Genomic DNA, 17,943 nt, shown 5'->3' with positions numbered 1-17,943 from the left:
GCCACAATTAAGAAATATATTCAAGAACAGGAAAAGCATGATATAGCACTAGATAAATTAAGTGTAAAAGAATATGAGGATCCCTTTAGGGATAGTGGTAAGTAATACTAAAGCCTCTTTGAGAGGCAAGTGACGAGTCAAGAGCAATAAGGCTTGAACAAAGTGAAAGCCAGCGTCTTTAGGCGCTGGCTGGTAATTTGGGCTTATAGCCCTGGGACAAACCACCCGTTTGACGGGTGGTCATGATTTAGAAATTACCTCTAAGTATGGTAAAATAGTAGGAGAATAATGTGAGGAAAATGAATGTCAAATAGTTTTGAAATTTTGATGAATCAACTGGGGATGCCTGCTGAAATGAGACAGGCTCCTGCTTTAGCACAGGCTGATATTGAGCGAGTTGTGGTTCATAAAATTAGTAAGGTATGGGAGTTTCATTTCGTATTTTCTAATATTTTACCGATTGAAATCTTTTTAGAATTAAAGAAAGGTTTGAGGGAAGAATTTTCTAAGACAGGTAATAAGGCTGTTTTCGAAATCAAGACTCTGTCTCGAGAATTTTCAAATCAGCTCTTGCAGTCCTACTATAGAGAGGCTTTTTCTGAAGGGCCATGTGCTAGTCAAGGTTTTAAGTCCCTTTATCAAAATTTGCAAGTTCGTGCGGAGGGGAACCAACTCTTTATTGAGGGCTCTGAGGCGATTGATAAGGAACACTTTAAGAAAAATCACCTTCCTAATTTAGCTAAACAACTTGAAAAATTTGGCTTTCCAACTTTTAATTGTCAAGTCGAGAAGAATGATGTGCTGACCCAAGAGCAAGAAGAGGCCTTTCATGCTGAAAATGAGCAGATTGTTCAAGCTGCCAATGAGGAAGCACTCCGTGCTATGGAACAACTAGAACAGATGGCACCTCCTCCAGCTGAAGAGAAACCAGCCTTTGATTTTCAAGCGAAAAAAGCTGCAGCTAAACCCAAGCTGGACAAGGCGGAGATTACTCCTATGATCGAAGTGACGACGGAGGAAAATCGTCTGGTCTTTGAAGGGGTTGTTTTTGATGTGGAGCAAAAAGTGACCAGAACAGGTCGTGTTTTAATCAATTTTAAAATGACAGACTACACTTCAAGTTTTTCGATGCAAAAGTGGGTTAAGAACGAGGAAGAGGCTCAGAAATTTGACCTCATCAAGAAAAATTCTTGGCTCCGAGTCCGTGGTAATGTGGAGATGAATAACTTCACACGCGATTTGACTATGAATGTGCAGGATGTGCAGGAAGTTGTTCACTATGAGCGGAAGGATTTGATGCCAGAAGGTGAGCGCCGGGTTGAGTTTCATGCTCACACTAATATGTCGACCATGGATGCTCTACCAGAGGTTGAAGAAATCGTTGCGACAGCTGCTAAGTGGGGACACAAAGCAGTTGCTATCACCGACCACGGGAATGTTCAATCCTTCCCACACGGCTATAAGGCGGCCAAAAAAGCGGGAATTCAGCTAATCTATGGAATGGAAGCCAATATCGTGGAGGACCGTGTCCCTATCGTCTATAACGAAGTGGAGATGGACTTGTCAGAAGCGACCTACGTGGTTTTTGACGTGGAAACGACAGGACTTTCAGCTATCTATAATGATTTGATTCAGGTTGCGGCTTCTAAGATGTACAAGGGGAATGTCATTGCTGAATTTGATGAATTTATCAATCCTGGGCATCCCTTGTCAGCTTTTACTACTGAGTTGACTGGAATTACAGATGACCATGTCAAAAATGCCAAGCCACTGGAACAAGTTTTACAGGAATTCCAAGAATTCTGCAAGGATACAGTCTTGGTTGCCCACAATGCAACCTTTGACGTAGGATTTATGAATGCCAATTATGAGCGTCATGGTCTGCCAAAGATTAGTCAGCCAGTTATTGATACGCTGGAGTTTGCTAGAAATCTCTATCCTGAGTATAAACGTCATGGTTTGGGACCTTTGACCAAGCGTTTTGGTGTGGCCTTAGAACATCACCACATGGCCAACTACGATGCGGAAGCTACTGGTCGTCTGCTCTTCATCTTTATCAAAGAGGTAGCAGAAAAACATGGTGTGACCGATCTAGCTAGACTCAACATTGATTTGATTAGTCCAGATTCTTACAAAAAAGCTCGAATCAAGCATGCGACTATTTATGTTAAGAATCAGATAGGTCTAAAAAATATCTTTAAGCTGGTTTCTTTGTCTAATACCAAGTACTTTGAAGGGGTGCCCCGGATTCCGAGAACAGTTCTAGATGCTCATCGGGAAGGTTTGATTTTAGGGTCAGCTTGCTCTGAAGGTGAAGTTTTTGATGCAGTCGTTTCCCAAGGTGTGGATGCGGCGGTTGAGGTGGCCAAGTATTATGACTTTATTGAGATCATGCCACCAGCTATCTATGCGCCATTGATCGCCAAGGAGCAGGTCAAGGATATGGAAGAACTACAGACCATTATCAAAAGTTTGATAGAGGTCGGCGACCGTCTTGGCAAGCCCGTTTTGGCTACGGGAAATGTCCACTATATCGAACCAGAAGAAGAGATTTACCGTGAAATTATCGTCCGTAGTTTGGGACAGGGGGCGATGATTAACCGAACTATTGGTCATGGCGAACATGCCCAACCCGCTCCTCTTCCAAAAGCTCATTTTAGAACGACTAATGAAATGTTGGATGAATTTGCATTCTTGGGAGAGGAATTAGCTCGCAAATTGGTTATTGAAAACACCAATGCCTTGGCAGAAATCTTTGAACCCGTTGAGGTTGTTAAGGGTGACTTGTATACGCCTTTCATTGACAAGGCTGAAGAAACAGTTGCCGAGTTGACCTATAAGAAGGCCTTTGAGATTTATGGTAATCCGCTGCCAGATATCGTTGATTTGCGGATTGAAAAAGAACTAACCTCTATTCTGGGGAATGGATTTGCCGTGATTTATCTGGCTTCCCAGATGCTGGTGCAACGTTCCAATGAACGGGGCTACTTGGTTGGTTCTCGTGGGTCTGTTGGGTCCAGTTTTGTTGCGACCATGATTGGGATTACGGAGGTTAATCCTCTCTCTCCTCACTATGTCTGTGGTCAGTGTCAGTACAGTGAGTTTATCACAGATGGTTCGTACGGTTCAGGATTTGATATGCCCAATAAGGACTGTCCTAAATGTGGTCATAAACTCAGCAAAAATGGGCAGGATATTCCGTTCGAGACCTTCCTTGGATTTGATGGGGACAAGGTTCCCGATATTGATTTGAACTTCTCGGGAGAAGACCAGCCTAGTGCTCACTTGGATGTGCGTGATATCTTTGGTGAGGAATATGCCTTCCGTGCAGGAACGGTTGGTACGGTGGCTGCCAAGACTGCCTATGGTTTTGTCAAGGGCTATGAGAGAGATTATGGCAAGTTTTATCGTGATGCAGAGGTGGAACGTCTTGCCCAAGGTGCTGCCGGTGTCAAGCGGACAACAGGACAACACCCTGGGGGAATCGTTGTTATTCCTAACTACATGGATGTCTATGATTTTACGCCTGTCCAGTATCCAGCAGATGACGTGACAGCTGAATGGCAGACCACTCACTTTAACTTCCATGATATCGACGAGAACGTCCTCAAACTCGATGTACTGGGACATGATGATCCGACCATGATTCGGAAACTTCAGGACTTGTCTGGGATTGATCCTAATGAAATCCCTATGGATGACGAAGGCGTGATGGCCCTCTTTTCTGGGACTGATGTGCTAGGTGTGACTCCTGAACAAATCGGAACGCCGACAGGTATGCTGGGGATTCCAGAATTTGGAACCAACTTTGTACGTGGGATGGTAGATGAGACGCATCCGACGACTTTTGCGGAGTTGCTTCAGCTCTCAGGTCTGTCCCATGGTACAGATGTCTGGTTGGGAAATGCTCAGGATTTGATCAAGCAAGGAATCGCTGACCTATCGACTGTTATCGGTTGTCGGGACGATATCATGGTTTACCTCATGCATGCTGGTCTCGAACCTAAGATGGCTTTTACCATCATGGAACGGGTACGTAAGGGCTTGTGGCTCAAGATTTCCGAAGAGGAACGCAATGGCTATATCGAAGCCATGAAGGCTAATAAGGTGCCAGAGTGGTATATCGAGTCCTGTGGGAAAATCAAGTACATGTTCCCTAAAGCCCATGCGGCAGCCTACGTTATGATGGCCCTTCGTGTAGCTTACTTCAAGGTTCACCATCCGATTTATTATTATTGTGCTTACTTCTCCATTCGTGCCAAGGCTTTTGATATCAAGACTATGGGTGCGGGCTTGGATGCCATTAAACGCCGAATGGAAGAAATCTCTGAAAAACGGAAGAACAATGAAGCCTCTAATGTGGAAATTGATCTCTATACAACTCTTGAGATTGTCAATGAGATGTGGGAGCGTGGTTTCAAGTTTGGCAAACTCGATCTCTACCGTAGTCAGGCGACAGAGTTCCTCATTGACGGGGACACCCTTATCCCGCCATTTGTAGCAATGGATGGTCTGGGAGAGAACGTTGCCAAGCAATTGGTGCGAGCGCGAGAAGAGGGAGAATTTCTCTCTAAAACAGAACTACGCAAGCGTGGTGGACTCTCATCAACCTTGGTTGAAAAGATGGATGAAATGGGCATTCTCGGCAATATGCCAGAGGATAACCAGTTGAGTTTGTTTGATGAGTTGTTTTAAGCCGTAGACTAGCTCCAGTTTCATAGAGATATTTGATAATTAAAAAAATAACAGGAGATTTAACAGTCCCGTTATTTTTTTAATTGTGAACAAAAATTTATAATGGTTACAGAATACTAATCCTCTAAGATTATTTCCTCATCTGTTAGGGACTCTATCAGTTTCTGCTTGTAATGAGTGAGAGAAAGTATTTTTTGACCTACCCAAGATTTTTTAAATAAGTCCAATAATTCTTTATTTTCAATGAGGTCTTCTGCTCCTATAACCTTTTCTATTAAATGATTATTTTCGCAGAATGATATTAGGGGATTATTATCACTTGTACTGTAGACTGTATAATCAATAGTATTGTCGAAAAAATAATAAATAAAACTCTGAAGTTTACCTGTTGGTTCGTAGAATCCTAATTCAAGAGACGAGTCGCTAGGGCTATGAGAAATTTCAATTTTTACAGGGAAATTGAGAATGTAATATTCAAATAAGTCTTCTTCATCAGATTTAGATTCTTCAAATTTATCTAATAATGGAATCAATATGTTGCTATTGAAGCGTAGGGTATTCATATCCTCTAACATAAAAAATACAGAATCTGCACTGGCCCTAAATTTTCCCGATTCTATTAAACGAAAACTATAGTCACGCATCTTACTATCCGTTTGTATATTTAGAAAGTAAGCAACAAAATATTCTTGGAAAGAACGATGGGAGAACTTGTATCTGTTTCCTTCTTTGTATAGTACACACAGACAGTTTTCTAAATCGTGGATAAAATTGCCTATATTGAGAACGTTTTTAATTCGAGGAGGAAATTTTTTAAAAATTTCTTCAATCTCTGGGAAGGTAAACTCTGTTTTTGCTTTTTGGTATGTCAGAAGACAGAAGATTGCAAAACACTCTTTAAAAGTATCTGAACTTAAATCTGATAACATTTTTCGTCGATAACTTTTCGTAGCATCGTGCTTAGAGAACATGGTATCAAAGGCTTGGTAGTAGAATAGGTGTAATTTTTGCGGAATTTCTGCATAGTCATTGTAAGTGGAGAGCATAATATTTAGTAACAGAGGATTTGAAGCAAAGGATTCATGTCTATCATATAAACCACTCTCTAGATCACGAATAAATTTATTTTTGAGTTCTTCATCGGGATATTCAATTTTAATAATAAGACTAATGGCTTGTTCTTTATTAAAAGGAACAGCTTTTAAAACTGTGAAACGTTGAAATTCAATGAATTCCGATTCGCTATAAGGTCTGGAAGAAAGGATATAATGGTTTTCAGGATATTTGTCACAAAAATCATTTAACTTCTTGAAAAATTCTTTTTGGTTTTCGCTATACAATTCATCATAGCCATCCAATAGGAATAAAAAGCATCCAGATTGAAGTGCATAATCTAAATATTCTTCTTGGAATGTATTGTGAAATTGATTTAGTTTTTTTAGCAGTAATTTCTCAAGGTCTAAATGCCCCTCTTCGTTGAAATCTTTTAATTCAATAAAAATAGGAATATAGTCTTTTAATTCTAATTCACTTAGAAAAAGGTGTTTCATGAGAGTAGATTTACCAATTCCACCAGAACCTTCAATAATTAAAAATTTTGAGAGTTCAGTTAGTACTTTTGTTTCAGTGGGCTTGATGATGTCTGAGTCCTTTTTTAAAAATGGGATTTCAAAAAAATCATACAGTCTTTTGGGCTCAATTCCGTAGATAATCGTTTTGATTTTACTGTATTTCTCATAAGATTTTGTCAAATAATCTTGGAAAGGAATCTCTAGATCAATTTTTGCCTTATTGTAGAGCGTTTTAAATTTGTCAGTTGTTTTGGAAATAACAGGTGAAAGGTATTTATCCAGAATAGCACTAGTAACTTGTTTTGCAATTTCATTATTAAAATTTTCGTCCATTATCTTTTTGCTCCTATGTATTTTTTAGTGTATATCTATAGAATATCACCTCGCCTTTTTTATGTCAATATAATTAAAAGAAGAGTGTCAATATAGCTATATATTTCGTTTTTAATTCTTGGATAGGTAGTTAAAAACAAGCTTCAGTAAGCTTGTTTTTTAAAATACCAATATATGTGATATACTAGTAAGGGAAGGGCTTTGTAAAAGACAAAACAGCTCAAAAAGTTTTTGACTATCAGCTAGAACTTGCTGATCAGACGATTCTTCTATCGACAGCACTCTTGTCAGGTGCTATTGCACTAGCAGGATTATTCTCTGCTTTGAAAGAAAAATAAACAAAAAGAAAAGGAAGAATAGAATGGTTTTACCAAATTTTAAAGAAAATCTAGAAAAATATGCGAAATTGTTGGTTGCAAATGGAATCAACGTGCAACCTGGTCACACTTTGGCTCTCTCTATCGATGTGGAGCAACGTGAGTTGGCTCACTTAATTGTCAAAGAAGCTTATGCCTTGGGTGCGCATGAGGTTATTGTTCAGTGGACAGATGATGTCATCAACCGTGAGAAATTCCTCCATGCACCGATGGAGCGTCTGGATAATGTACCAGAATACAAGATTGCTGAGATGAACTATCTCTTGGAGAACAAGGCTAGCCGTCTCGGAGTTCGTTCATCTGATCCAGGTGCTTTGAACGGTGTGGACGCTGACAAGCTTTCAGCTTCTGCTAAAGCTATGGGACTTGCTATGAAGCCAATGCGCATCGCAACGCAATCCAACAAAGTTAGCTGGACTGTAGCAGCCGCTGCTGGACTTGAGTGGGCTAAGAAAGTCTTTCCAAATGCTACGAGCGACGAAGAAGCAGTTGATCTCCTTTGGGACCAAATCTTCAAAACTTGTCGTGTCTACGAAGCAGATCCTGTTAAGGCTTGGGAAGAGCATGCAGCTATCCTCAAGAGCAAGGCCGATATGCTTAATAAAGAGCAATTTTCAGCCCTTCACTACACAGCGCCAGGGACCTATTTGACCCTTGGTTTGCCGAAGAACCACGTTTGGGAATCAGCTGGTGCTATCAATGCACAGGGAGAAGGATTCTTGCCAAATATGCCGACAGAGGAAGTCTTCACAGCACCTGACTTCCGTCGTGCAGATGGTTATGTAACCTCTACAAAACCACTTAGCTATAACGGAAACATTATTGAAGGTATTAAGGTGACCTTTAAGGATGGACAAATCGTAGATATCACTGCTGAGAAGGGTGATCAGGTCATGAAAGACCTTGTCTTTGAAAATGCGGGTGCGCGTGCCTTAGGTGAATGTGCCTTGGTGCCAGATCCAAGTCCAATTTCTCAGTCAGGTATCACCTTCTTTAACACCCTTTTCGACGAAAATGCATCAAACCACTTGGCTATCGGTGCAGCCTATGCGACTAGCGTAGTTGGTGGAGCGGAGATGAGCGAAGAGGAGCTTGAAGCTGCGGGGCTTAACCGTTCAGATGTTCACGTAGACTTTATGATTGGTTCTAACCAAATGGATATCGATGGTATCCGTGAGGATGGGACACGTGTACCACTCTTCCGTAACGGAGATTGGGCAAATTAAGGAGATAATATGTTAGGAAGTATGTTCGTTGGTCTCCTAGTGGGATTTTTAGCAGGTACTCTGACCAATCGTGGAGAGCGAATGGGATGTTTTGGAAAAATGTTTCTCGGATGGATTGGTGCCTTTATAGGCCACTTGCTTTTTGGGACTTGGGGACCGATAATAGCAGGAACTGCCATTATTCCAGCAGTACTAGGTTCCATGATTGTCTTAGCGATTTTCTGGAGACGAGGAAGTTAATTTCTTAAATCTGATACTCAATGAAAATCAAAGAGCAAACTAGGAAAATAGCCGCAGGTTGCTCAAAGCACTGTTTTGAGGTTGTAGATAGAACTGACGAAGTCAGCTCAAAACACTGTTTTGAGGTTGTAGATAGAACTGACGAAGTCAGTAACATATATATGGCAAGGCGACGTTGACGCGGTTTGAAGAGATTTTTGAAGAGTATGAAACGAAAAGGAGGTTGGTCATTGTACCAGCCTCCTTTTGAGTGTGATATAATAGTTCTATGAGATTAGATAAATTTTTAGTTGCCTGCGCTGTGGGGAGCCGGACTGAGGTCAAAAACATGCTCAAGGCTGGGCGCGTGACAGTAAATGGTAAAAAAGAAAAATCAGCTAAATTGCAGATTGATGAAGAAAGAGATGAGATTCGCTTTGATGGGCAAGTGTTGGAGTATGAAGAGTTTGTCTACTACATGATGAACAAGCCCCAAGGAGTTATCTCAGCGACTGAGGATCCTAAGCACAGAACCGTTCTGGACTTGCTGGATGATATTGCTCGGAGTAAGGAAGTTTTCCCAGTAGGACGCTTGGATATTGATACACATGGTCTTCTACTCTTGACCAATGATGGCCAGCTTGCCCATGCTCTTCTTTCGCCCAAGCGTCATGTGGACAAGACTTATCTGGCACAAGTCAAGGGAATTATGACCCAAGGAGATGTGGAGACATTTGCCAAGGGAATTCCTCTTAAAGACTTTACTTGTCAGCCCGCTAAACTGGAGATTGTGTCCATAGACACAGAAAAAAATCAAAGCCAAATTCGTGTGACCATTGCAGAAGGGAAGTTCCATCAGGTCAAACGAATGGTGGCCTATTGTGGCAAGGAAGTAGTAGACCTACAGCGTTTGACTATGGGAACTCTGATTTTAGATGAGAACTTACAAAGAGGGGAATGGCGTCGCTTGACCAAGGAAGAGCTAGAAGCTCTCCGTGCTAGTATTGCTTAATTTGGTTTATATTTGAAAAAGGCGAGGGAGAATGTCCTCGCCTTTTATGTTTTTCAGTTGCTTCCTTTGTGAAAAGAGTTATAATAGACTGTAGAATAAAAGGAGGAATCTATGAACGCGATTCAAGAATCATTTACTGATAAACTATTTGCCAATTATGAAGCAAATGTAAAATACCAAGCGATTGAAAATGCTGCCAGCCACAACGGAATTTTTGCAGCCCTTGAGCGTCGCCAAAGCCATGTGGACAATACACCTGTTTTCTCATTGGATTTGACCAAGGATAAGGTTACTAACCAGAAAGCGTCTGGTCGTTGCTGGATGTTTGCAGCTCTCAACACTTTCCGCCACAAGCTCATCTCACAATACAAACTGGAAAATTTTGAGTTGTCACAGGCCCACACATTCTTCTGGGACAAGTATGAGAAATCAAACTGGTTCTTGGAGCAAGTCATTGCGACTGCAGACCAAGATTTGACGAGCCGTAAGGTTAAATTCCTACTTCAAACTCCACAACAAGACGGTGGTCAATGGGATATGGTCGTTTCTCTCTTTGAGAAATACGGTGTCGTGCCTAAGTCAGTTTACCCTGAGTCCGTTTCATCTAGCAGCAGCCGTGAGTTAAATGCAATCCTTAACAAATTGCTTCGCCAAGATGCTCAAATCTTGCGTGACTTGCTTGCTTCTGGTGAAGATCAAGCGACTGTCCAAGCTAAGAAAGAAGACCTCTTGCAAGAAATCTTTAACTTCCTTGCTATGTCTTTAGGACTTCCACCACGTCAGTTTGACTTTGCTTATCGCGATAAAGATAATAACTACCAAAGCGAAAAGGGCATTACACCACAGGAATTTTACAAGAAATATGTCAATCTTCCTCTAGAAGATTACGTTTCTGTTATCAATGCTCCAACTGCTGACAAGCCTTACGGCAAATCTTACACAGTTGAGATGTTGGGAAATGTGGTTGGTAGCCGTGCGGTTCGTTACATCAACGTTCCAATGGAGCGCTTGAAAGAGTTGGCAATTGCTCAAATGCAAGCAGGTGAGACTGTTTGGTTTGGTTCAGATGTCGGTCAGCTCAGCAACCGTAAAGCTGGAATCCTTGCGACAGATGTTTATGACTTTGAATCAAGCATGGATATTCAACTCACTCAAGACAAGGCTGGACGTTTGGACTACAGCGAAAGTTTGATGACCCATGCTATGGTCTTGACAGGTGTTGATTTGGATGAAAATGGCAAATCAATCAAGTGGAAGGTTGAAAACTCATGGGGAGACAAGGTCGGTACAGATGGTTACTTTGTTGCCTCAGACGCTTGGATGGACGAATACACTTACCAGATTGTTGTTCGCAAAGAATTGCTGACAGCAGAAGAACAAGCTGCTTATGAAGCAGAACCAATCGTACTTGCACCATGGGATCCAATGGGAGCCTTGGCAGAATAATACTCTTTGAAAATCTCTTCAAACCACGTCAGCTTCGCCTTGCCGTAGGTATGGGTACTGACTTCGTCAGTTCTATCCACAACCTCAAAGCAGTGCTTTGAGCAACCTACGGCTAGCTTCCTAGTTTGATCTTTGATTTTCATTGAGTATAAAAGCATAGAAAAAAGGAATCAGGTTTAGAACCTGGTTCCTTTTGAGTTTCTTGATTACATGATACCGAAGAAACGAGCTGCGATACCTACTGCAAAGAGTGCAAGGATGATTGAGATTGGTGATACTTTTTTCTTAAGCAACCACATGCAAAGGAAAGTAAGGAGAAGTCCCATCAATCCTGGAATCAATGAGTTCAACTGACCTTGAAGGGTTTGTGGTTGAATCTTATCTAGGCTCAATCCACCAAGTGCTTGACCAAGGATACCTTTCAATTCAGCACCTGATACAGGTCCTTCTGGGAAGTTGATGTAGGCACCTTCAGCCAATTGTTTACCAGGAAGGTTAACTGTGAAGTTAATCGATACCCAACGTTGTACAAGAACGGCAAGGATGAACATACCAAGGATAGAAGCACCTTTAGTGATGTCTTTCAAAATACCACCAGACATGTCTTTAGTGATTTCAGAACCAGCCTTGTAACCAAACTCTTGTGTGTACCATAGGAAGGCCATACGGATAGCATTCCATCCGAAGAAGAAGAGAAGTGGACCAACTAAGTTACCAGATGCAGCAAGTGATGCACCAAGGGCTCCAAGGATAGGACGAACTGTAAACCAGAAAACTGGGTCACCGATACCAGCAAGAGGTCCCATCATACCAATTTTAACCCCTTGGATCGCAGCGTCATCGATTTCAACACCGTTTGCACGTTCTTCTTCAAGTGCAAGAGTAACCCCCATGATTGGAGCAGCTACGTATGGGTGAGTGTTAAAGAACTCTAGGTGACGCTCAAGAGCAGCAGCTTGGTCTTCTTTAGTAGTGTACAATTTTTTGATAGCTGGGATTAATGAATAAGCCCAACCCAAGTTTTGCATACGCTCGTAGTTCCAAGAACCTTGAAGGAATTGTGAACGCCACCAAACTTTTTTACGATCTGATTTTGATAATTGAAGTTTTTCAGTCATGATTGTTCCCCTTTCTAGTAGTCTTCTAGGATATCACCGATTGGGTCGTTAGAAGTCGCAGCTCCGCCGCCACCGTTACCACCTTGTTTTGAAAGGTTAAGGTAGATGAAAGCAAGGGCAACACCGACTACACCAAGGGCAATCAAAGTCAATTGAGAAATGGCAGCAAAAGCAAAACCGATTGCGAAGAATGGCCATACTTCACGAGTTGCCATCATGTTGATAACCATAGCGTAACCAACGGCAACGACCATAGCACCACCGACAGCCATACCACCGTTCAACCAGTCTGGCATCAATTTAAGAGCATCTTGAACGGCAGAAGCTGGGATAGCGATAAGGAAGGCAGCAGGGATTGCAATACGAAGACCTTGAAGAAGAAGTGCGATAAAGTGAGCACGTTCAACAGCCGCAATATTTCCTTCTTTAGCAGCAGCATCTGCAGTGTGAACCAAACCAACTGAGATTGTACGAACAATCATAGTCAAGAAAAGTCCAGCTACGGCAAGAGGGATAGCTGTTGCTGTTGCAACGGCGATACCTTCAGTAGTAAAGTTACCGCCTTTGATCAAGATGATTGCTGCAGCAACAGATGCAAGGGCAGCGTCAGGAGCTACGGCAGCTCCGATGTTTGCCCAACCAAGGGCGATCATTTGAAGTGATCCACCAAGCATAACACCTGCTTCGAGGTTACCAGTTGCAAGTCCGATAAGGGTACATGCGACGATTGGTTGATGGAATTGGAATTGGTCGAGGATACCTTCAAGACCTGCAAGGAAGGCAACAACTACAACCAAGACAGCAGAAATAATTGAAATATCTGACATGGTTTTATTCCTTTTCTATATTAATGATAATAAAGTGAAAAATTTTCTTAGAATTCTTCTATAGTTATTGATGTCTATTATTGAACGTTGGCTTTGTTAATCAAGTCAAACAAATCTTTTTTGGTGTCGTTTGGTACTTTACGTACGTCAAATTCAACACCGAGGTCACGCATTTTTTCAAATGTAGCAACGTCATCTTTGTCCATAGACAAAACGTTGTTGACCATTGTTTTACCTGTTGAGTGAGCCATTGATCCTACGTTAAGGGTCTTGATTGGCACGCCACCTTCGATTGCACGAAGGGCATCTTGAGGTGTTTCAAACAAGATAAGGGCATGTGTTTCTCCAAAGCGTGGGTCTTTTGAAACCTCGATCAATTTTTGAATTGGAACCACATTGGCTCTGACATTATTTGGAGCTGCTTGTTTAATCAATTCTTTACGAAGATCGTCGTTTGCAACGTTGTCTGAAGCAACGATAATACGATCTGCTTTTGAATCTGGAGTCCAAGCAGTTGCAACCTGACCGTGAAGTAAACGAGTGTCTAGACGGGCAAGGTTAATCTTGAGTTTTCCATCTCCGATAACAGTTCCTTCTGGAATAGCAGCTTGGGCAACTGGAGCAGCTGCAGCGCTTGCTACTTCCTCAACTGGGTTTAACTCTTCTGGAAGAGCTTTGATGCCATCTTTGGCTTCTTTGATAATATTCGCAGCGACTTTTTCCACGCCTGCTGTAGCGTCCATCAGGCGTTCTGTATAGGCTTGAATCAACATCGGTAAGTTAAGTCCTGTGATGATGGCAAACTTACGCTCAGGATTTTCTCCCATCACGCGACTAGCTTGGTTAAATGGAGATCCACTCCAAAGGTCAGCCAAAACTAGAACCTCATCTTCTGCGTCAAATGCAGCAACAGCGTTATTAAACTTAGCGTATAAATCATCAGGACCTTCATTTGGCATAAAGGTTACAACTTGAACCTTTTCTTGTTCACCAAAGATCATAGATCCTGACTGATGAATACCCGCAGCAAATTCGCCGTGGCTCGCAATAATGATTCCGATACTCATTATTGTCATTCCTCCTTTTTGTTGTTTCAGTTTTCTTTTAAGAAAACTTTAAGACTTTTTAAGTATAAACCGTTTTCATCTAAAAATCAACTATTTATCATAAAATAATTAAAAAGATTACATCTGAAAATATTGATATATTGAGTTTTAGAGAAGTTTTTTTGAATCCTTATTAAAAAATTTAATATAAAAAAGTTGGAAGCGCATTCCAACTTTTAAAATAGGTTTTTATTAGATTAGTGGGTGAAGTCGAGTACCATACGTCCTTGGATTTGACCTTTTTCCATTTCGTCGAAAATGGCTACGGCATCTTCGACTGGGCGTTTTTGAACAACTGGAACTACCAAACCTTCTGCACCGAATTGGAAGGCTTCTTCCAAGTCTTTACGAGTTCCAACAAGAGAACCGATGACTTGGATTCCATCTAGAACTGTTTTTACGATACTTAGTTCCATCATTTCAGAAGGAAGACCAACAGCGACTACGCGACCACCGGCACGAACTGAGTCAACAGCCTGATTGAAGGCAACTTTAGATACAGCAGTTACGACAGCTGAATGAGCTCCACCATCAGTTTTTTCCTTGATGAGTCCAGGTACATCATCAACTTCTAGGCCGTTAATAACGATATCAGCACCGACCTCTTTTGCAAGGGCAAGTTTGTCGTTATTGATATCAACTGCGATGACATGAGCATTGAATACTTTTTTAGCGTATTGAACAGCTAGGTTACCAAGTCCACCAGCACCGTAAAGAACAACCCATTGGCCTGGTTCAACTTTTGCTTCTTTAATAGCTTTATAGGTTGTTACACCAGCACATGTGATAGAAGAGGCTTGGGCTGGATCAAGTCCGTCAGGAACTTTAACAGCATAGTCTGCAGTTACGATACATTGTTCAGCCATACCACCATCTACTGAGTAGCCAGCATTTTTCACTGTACGGCAAAGAGTTTCACGGCCAGTTGTACAGTATTCGCAAGTACCACATCCTTCAAAGAACCAAGCAACGCTGACGCGGTCACCGACTTTAAGGCTTTTAACATCTGGGGCAATTTCTTTAACGATACCAACACCTTCGTGTCCTAGGACGCGTCCTGGTACTTGACCAAAGTCACCATGGGCAACGTGGAGGTCAGTGTGGCAAACACCACAGTATTCAATCTCTACAAGTGCTTCTCCAGTTTCAAGTGGACGGAGTACTTTTTCTTCAACAGCAACACCAGTGCTTTCTGGATTTACAACAACAGCTTTCATAGCTATCCTCCTTGATATTAACTGAGAGCAGGAGAAACAGGACTGGATTGATTTTGTGTCAACAGAGTCGAGTATGACGAGCTCTCTTGTATTTATATGTGAAGTATATCACAAAAGAAAGCCTTTTCCAAGGTTTTGGAGGCAAAAAGTAGAACAATCGATTAACCGGTTGATGAGACTGTGAAAAGAACACAAAGACCAGCTCGCAAGCTGGTCATACTCTTCGAAAATCAAATTCAAACCACGTCAGCTTCGCCTTGCCGTACTCAAGTACTGCCTACGGCTAGCTTCCTAGTTTGCTCTTTGATTTTCATTGAGTATCAGTATGGACTATAAGAATAAGTCTTGCAGGGTTTTGGCAACCCCGTCTTGGTCATTTGTCAAGGAAATTTGCTCATCTGCATAGGGGAGTAGCTCTGGGTTGGCATTTTTCATTGCATAACCTTTCCCAGCAAAAGCTAGCATTTCGGTATCATTGTGTTCATCTCCAAAGGCAATCAAATCCTTTTTATCGCGGTTCATTACCTTGAGCAAGTAGTCCAAAGCAAAGGCCTTATTAACTCCTTTGGGTGTACACTCAAGGATATTGAGCGGACCTCCCCAGGTATTAATAGAAAGTTGATGCTGGTAGAAGGTGTTCATTTCTTTTGCCAATGCATATTTGTCACTGGCTCTAGTCTGCAACAGAATGCAGTTAGGATCCTTGGTTACTAACTCAGGCTGAAATTGATCTTCAGGCTGGAAAGATTCTACACCAAATAGTTTGGGATTGGCAATTTCTTCATTAGGATTTGTAATGTAGAATTTTTTACGGTATTCTCCAGCGATAAAATCGGCTTGAATGTCCTCTGAACGTTGAACCATGTCTAGCAGATATTTTTTGTCTACGGTTAAACACTTTTCAAAGTTCCAAACTTGGTCTGGTAAATGAGTGAGGGAGCCGTTGAAGTTAATCATAGGAGTGTCTAAGCCTAGTTCACGGTAAAAATCTTTTGACATTCGGTAAGGGCGTCCTGTCGTAATAATAACTTGATGGCCTTTTTCAACAACTTTTTTAATGGTTTTTTTGGTAAAGTCAGAAATTTGACTGTCTGAGTTGAGTAGGGTTCCATCCAGGTCAACTGCAATAATTTTTTTCGTCATAGGGACCTTTCTAGTGTCTTTTCAGATAAGATGTCTACTATTATAACAGAAAGCAGGCAGAAAAGCAGATTCGAAACAAAAAAAGAAATTTCATCAAATTCTTAAATAAATCAAACAAACATATTGAAAAAGTGAATGATAAATGATATAATTCTATTATTGTTCGTAAAAATTAAAAGGAGATTGATAATGGACAAATTATTTAAACTAAAAGAGAACGGTACAGACGTTCGTACAGAGGTTCTCGCTGGTTTAACAACTTTCTTTGCAATGAGTTATATTCTCTTTGTAAACCCACAAATTCTTTCGCAAACAGGAATGCCTGCTCAGGGTGTATTCCTCGCAACGATTATCGGTGCAGTTGCTGGTACTTTGATGATGGCCTTCTACGCCAACTTGCCATATGCTCAAGCACCAGGTATGGGACTCAATGCCTTCTTTACCTTTACAGTTGTATTTGGACTCGGTTATTCTTGGCAAGAAGCCCTAGCTATGGTCTTCATCTGTGGAATTATCTCATTGATTATTACCTTGACAAATGTTCGTAAAATGATCATTGAATCGATTCCGAATGCTCTTCGTTCAGCTATTTCAGCTGGTATCGGTGTCTTTCTTGCCTACGTGGGGATTAAGAATGCTGGACTTTTGAAATTCTCTATCGATCCAGGAAATTACACGGTTGCAGGAGAAGGGGCTGATAAAGCTCAAGCAGCGATTACAGCAAATGCTTCAGCAGTTCCAGGCTTGGTCAGCTTTAATAATCCGGCTGTTTTGGTGGCTCTTGCAGGACTTGCCATTACTATCTTCTTTGTCATTAAAGGGATTAAAGGGGGAATTATCCTTTCTATCTTGACAACAACTATTCTTGCTATTGCAGTTGGTTTGGTAGATTTGTCTAGTATCGATTTTGCTAATAACCATGTTGGTGCAGCCTTTGAAGACTTGAAGACAGTTTTTGGTGCAGCTCTTGGTTCAGAAGGTTTGGGAGCTTTGATTTCAGATACAGCTCGCTTGCCTGAAACTCTGATGGCTATTCTTGCCTTTTCATTGACAGATATTTTTGATACAATTGGTACCTTGATCGGTACAGGTGAAAAAGTTGGTATCGTAGCGACAAATGGTGAAAATCACCAATCAGCTAAGTTGGATAAGGCTCTTTACTCTGACTTGATTGGTACTTCAATTGGTGCCATCGCTGGTACTTCGAACGTAACGACTTATGTTGAGTCTGCTGCTGGTATCGGTGCAGGTGGACGTACTGGTTTGACAGCCTTGGTTGTAGCTATCTGTTTTGCGATCTCAAGCTTCTTTAGTCCACTTCTAGCGATTGTACCAACAGCCGCTACAGCTCCAATCTTGATTATCGTTGGGATTATGATGTTGGCTAGCTTGAAAAATATCCATTGGGACGATATGTCTGAAGCGGTTCCTGCCTTCTTCACATCTATCTTTATGGGATTCAGCTACTCTATCACTCAAGGGATTGCAGTTGGTTTCTTGACTTACACTTTGACTAAGCTTGTCAAAGGTCAAGCTAAAGATGTTCATGTTATGATTTGGATTTTGGATGCCTTGTTTATCCTTAACTACATCAGTATGGCCCTATAATAGAATTACCCAGGGGGATTTCCCCCCTTTTTTAATACAAAGGAG

The 17,943-nt window shown here is 41.4% G+C and carries 12 protein-coding genes and 1 pseudogene; 7 read left to right on the top strand and 6 right to left on the bottom strand.

Annotation, left to right across the window (positions count from 1 at the left end; genetic code table 11):
- Together D8836_RS03665 and D8836_RS03660 are read left to right on the top strand one after the other, a co-directional pair.
- Positions 1-105 (top strand): annotated as a pseudogene (locus D8836_RS03665) (IS200/IS605 family transposase); the annotation flags it as partial.
- Between the two features lie 198 nt (positions 106-303).
- Entirely contained in the window at positions 304-4,695 is a 4,392-nt protein-coding gene (locus D8836_RS03660) for a PolC-type DNA polymerase III (protein ID WP_125393168.1), read from the top strand.
- Positions 4,696-4,811: 116 nt separating this feature from the next.
- On the opposite strand, the gene D8836_RS03655 is transcribed toward D8836_RS03660, so the two are convergent.
- Positions 4,812-6,599: an NACHT domain-containing protein gene (locus D8836_RS03655; RefSeq protein WP_153210441.1), complete on the bottom strand. Its 1,788-nt coding sequence runs from the start codon at positions 6,597-6,599 to the stop codon at positions 4,812-4,814.
- A 361-nt stretch (positions 6,600-6,960) separates the two neighbouring features.
- On the opposite strand from D8836_RS03655, the gene D8836_RS03645 reads away from it, so the two are divergent.
- The 4 genes from D8836_RS03645 (at position 6,961) to pepC (ending at position 10,879) form a co-directional block, all read left to right on the top strand.
- Positions 6,961-8,202, top strand: coding sequence for an aminopeptidase (locus tag D8836_RS03645; RefSeq protein WP_125393167.1), 1,242 nt, complete (start codon positions 6,961-6,963; stop codon positions 8,200-8,202).
- Between the two features lie 9 nt (positions 8,203-8,211).
- The gene (locus D8836_RS03640) at positions 8,212-8,442 is read left to right on the top strand and encodes a GlsB/YeaQ/YmgE family stress response membrane protein (protein ID WP_000901572.1); all 231 of its coding nucleotides are present in this window, start codon (positions 8,212-8,214) and stop codon (positions 8,440-8,442) included.
- A 268-nt stretch (positions 8,443-8,710) separates the two neighbouring features.
- Complete coding sequence (locus tag D8836_RS03630) at positions 8,711-9,433, top strand: pseudouridine synthase (protein ID WP_125393166.1); 723 nt, start codon at positions 8,711-8,713, stop codon at positions 9,431-9,433.
- A gap of 111 nt (positions 9,434-9,544) precedes the next feature.
- A complete protein-coding gene (gene pepC / locus D8836_RS03620) occupies positions 9,545-10,879 on the top strand; it encodes an aminopeptidase C (protein ID WP_125393165.1) in 1,335 nt (444 codons plus the stop codon).
- A 206-nt stretch (positions 10,880-11,085) separates the two neighbouring features.
- Here the strand turns inward: pepC and D8836_RS03610 are convergent, their stop codons facing one another.
- The 5 genes from D8836_RS03610 to D8836_RS03585 all read right to left on the bottom strand — a co-directional run bounded on the left by D8836_RS03610 (position 11,086) and on the right by D8836_RS03585 (position 16,290).
- Positions 11,086-11,997, bottom strand: a complete 912-nt coding sequence (locus tag D8836_RS03610) for a PTS system mannose/fructose/sorbose family transporter subunit IID (protein ID WP_000136858.1) — start codon at positions 11,995-11,997, stop codon at positions 11,086-11,088.
- Between the two features lie 14 nt (positions 11,998-12,011).
- Positions 12,012-12,824: a PTS mannose/fructose/sorbose transporter subunit IIC gene (locus D8836_RS03605; RefSeq protein ID WP_001280328.1), complete on the bottom strand. Its 813-nt coding sequence runs from the start codon at positions 12,822-12,824 to the stop codon at positions 12,012-12,014.
- Positions 12,825-12,901: 77 nt separating this feature from the next.
- Positions 12,902-13,891 carry a PTS sugar transporter subunit IIB gene (locus D8836_RS03600; RefSeq protein WP_042749983.1) on the bottom strand — a complete coding sequence of 330 codons (990 nt, stop codon included), beginning with the start codon at positions 13,889-13,891 and terminating at the stop codon, positions 12,902-12,904.
- Between the two features lie 236 nt (positions 13,892-14,127).
- Positions 14,128-15,147 carry an alcohol dehydrogenase AdhP gene (gene adhP / locus D8836_RS03595; RefSeq protein WP_000649182.1) on the bottom strand — a complete coding sequence of 340 codons (1,020 nt, stop codon included), beginning with the start codon at positions 15,145-15,147 and terminating at the stop codon, positions 14,128-14,130.
- A gap of 330 nt (positions 15,148-15,477) precedes the next feature.
- Entirely contained in the window at positions 15,478-16,290 is an 813-nt protein-coding gene (locus D8836_RS03585; protein ID WP_125393163.1) for a Cof-type HAD-IIB family hydrolase, read from the bottom strand.
- 189 nt (positions 16,291-16,479) lie between these two features.
- Here D8836_RS03585 and D8836_RS03580 point away from each other — a divergent pair, with 189 nt between their 5' ends.
- Positions 16,480-17,898 (top strand): NCS2 family permease, encoded by a 1,419-nt coding sequence (locus tag D8836_RS03580; protein WP_125393162.1) that lies wholly within the window; start codon positions 16,480-16,482, stop codon positions 17,896-17,898.
- The last annotated feature ends 45 nt before the right edge of the window (positions 17,899-17,943 follow it).

The organism is Streptococcus mitis (genome assembly GCF_003942995.1).
Lineage (GTDB): Bacteria > Bacillota > Bacilli > Lactobacillales > Streptococcaceae > Streptococcus > Streptococcus mitis_CV.
Note: the sequence above shows the minus strand (reverse complement) of the source record. Positions and strands in the feature narration are given on the sequence as shown.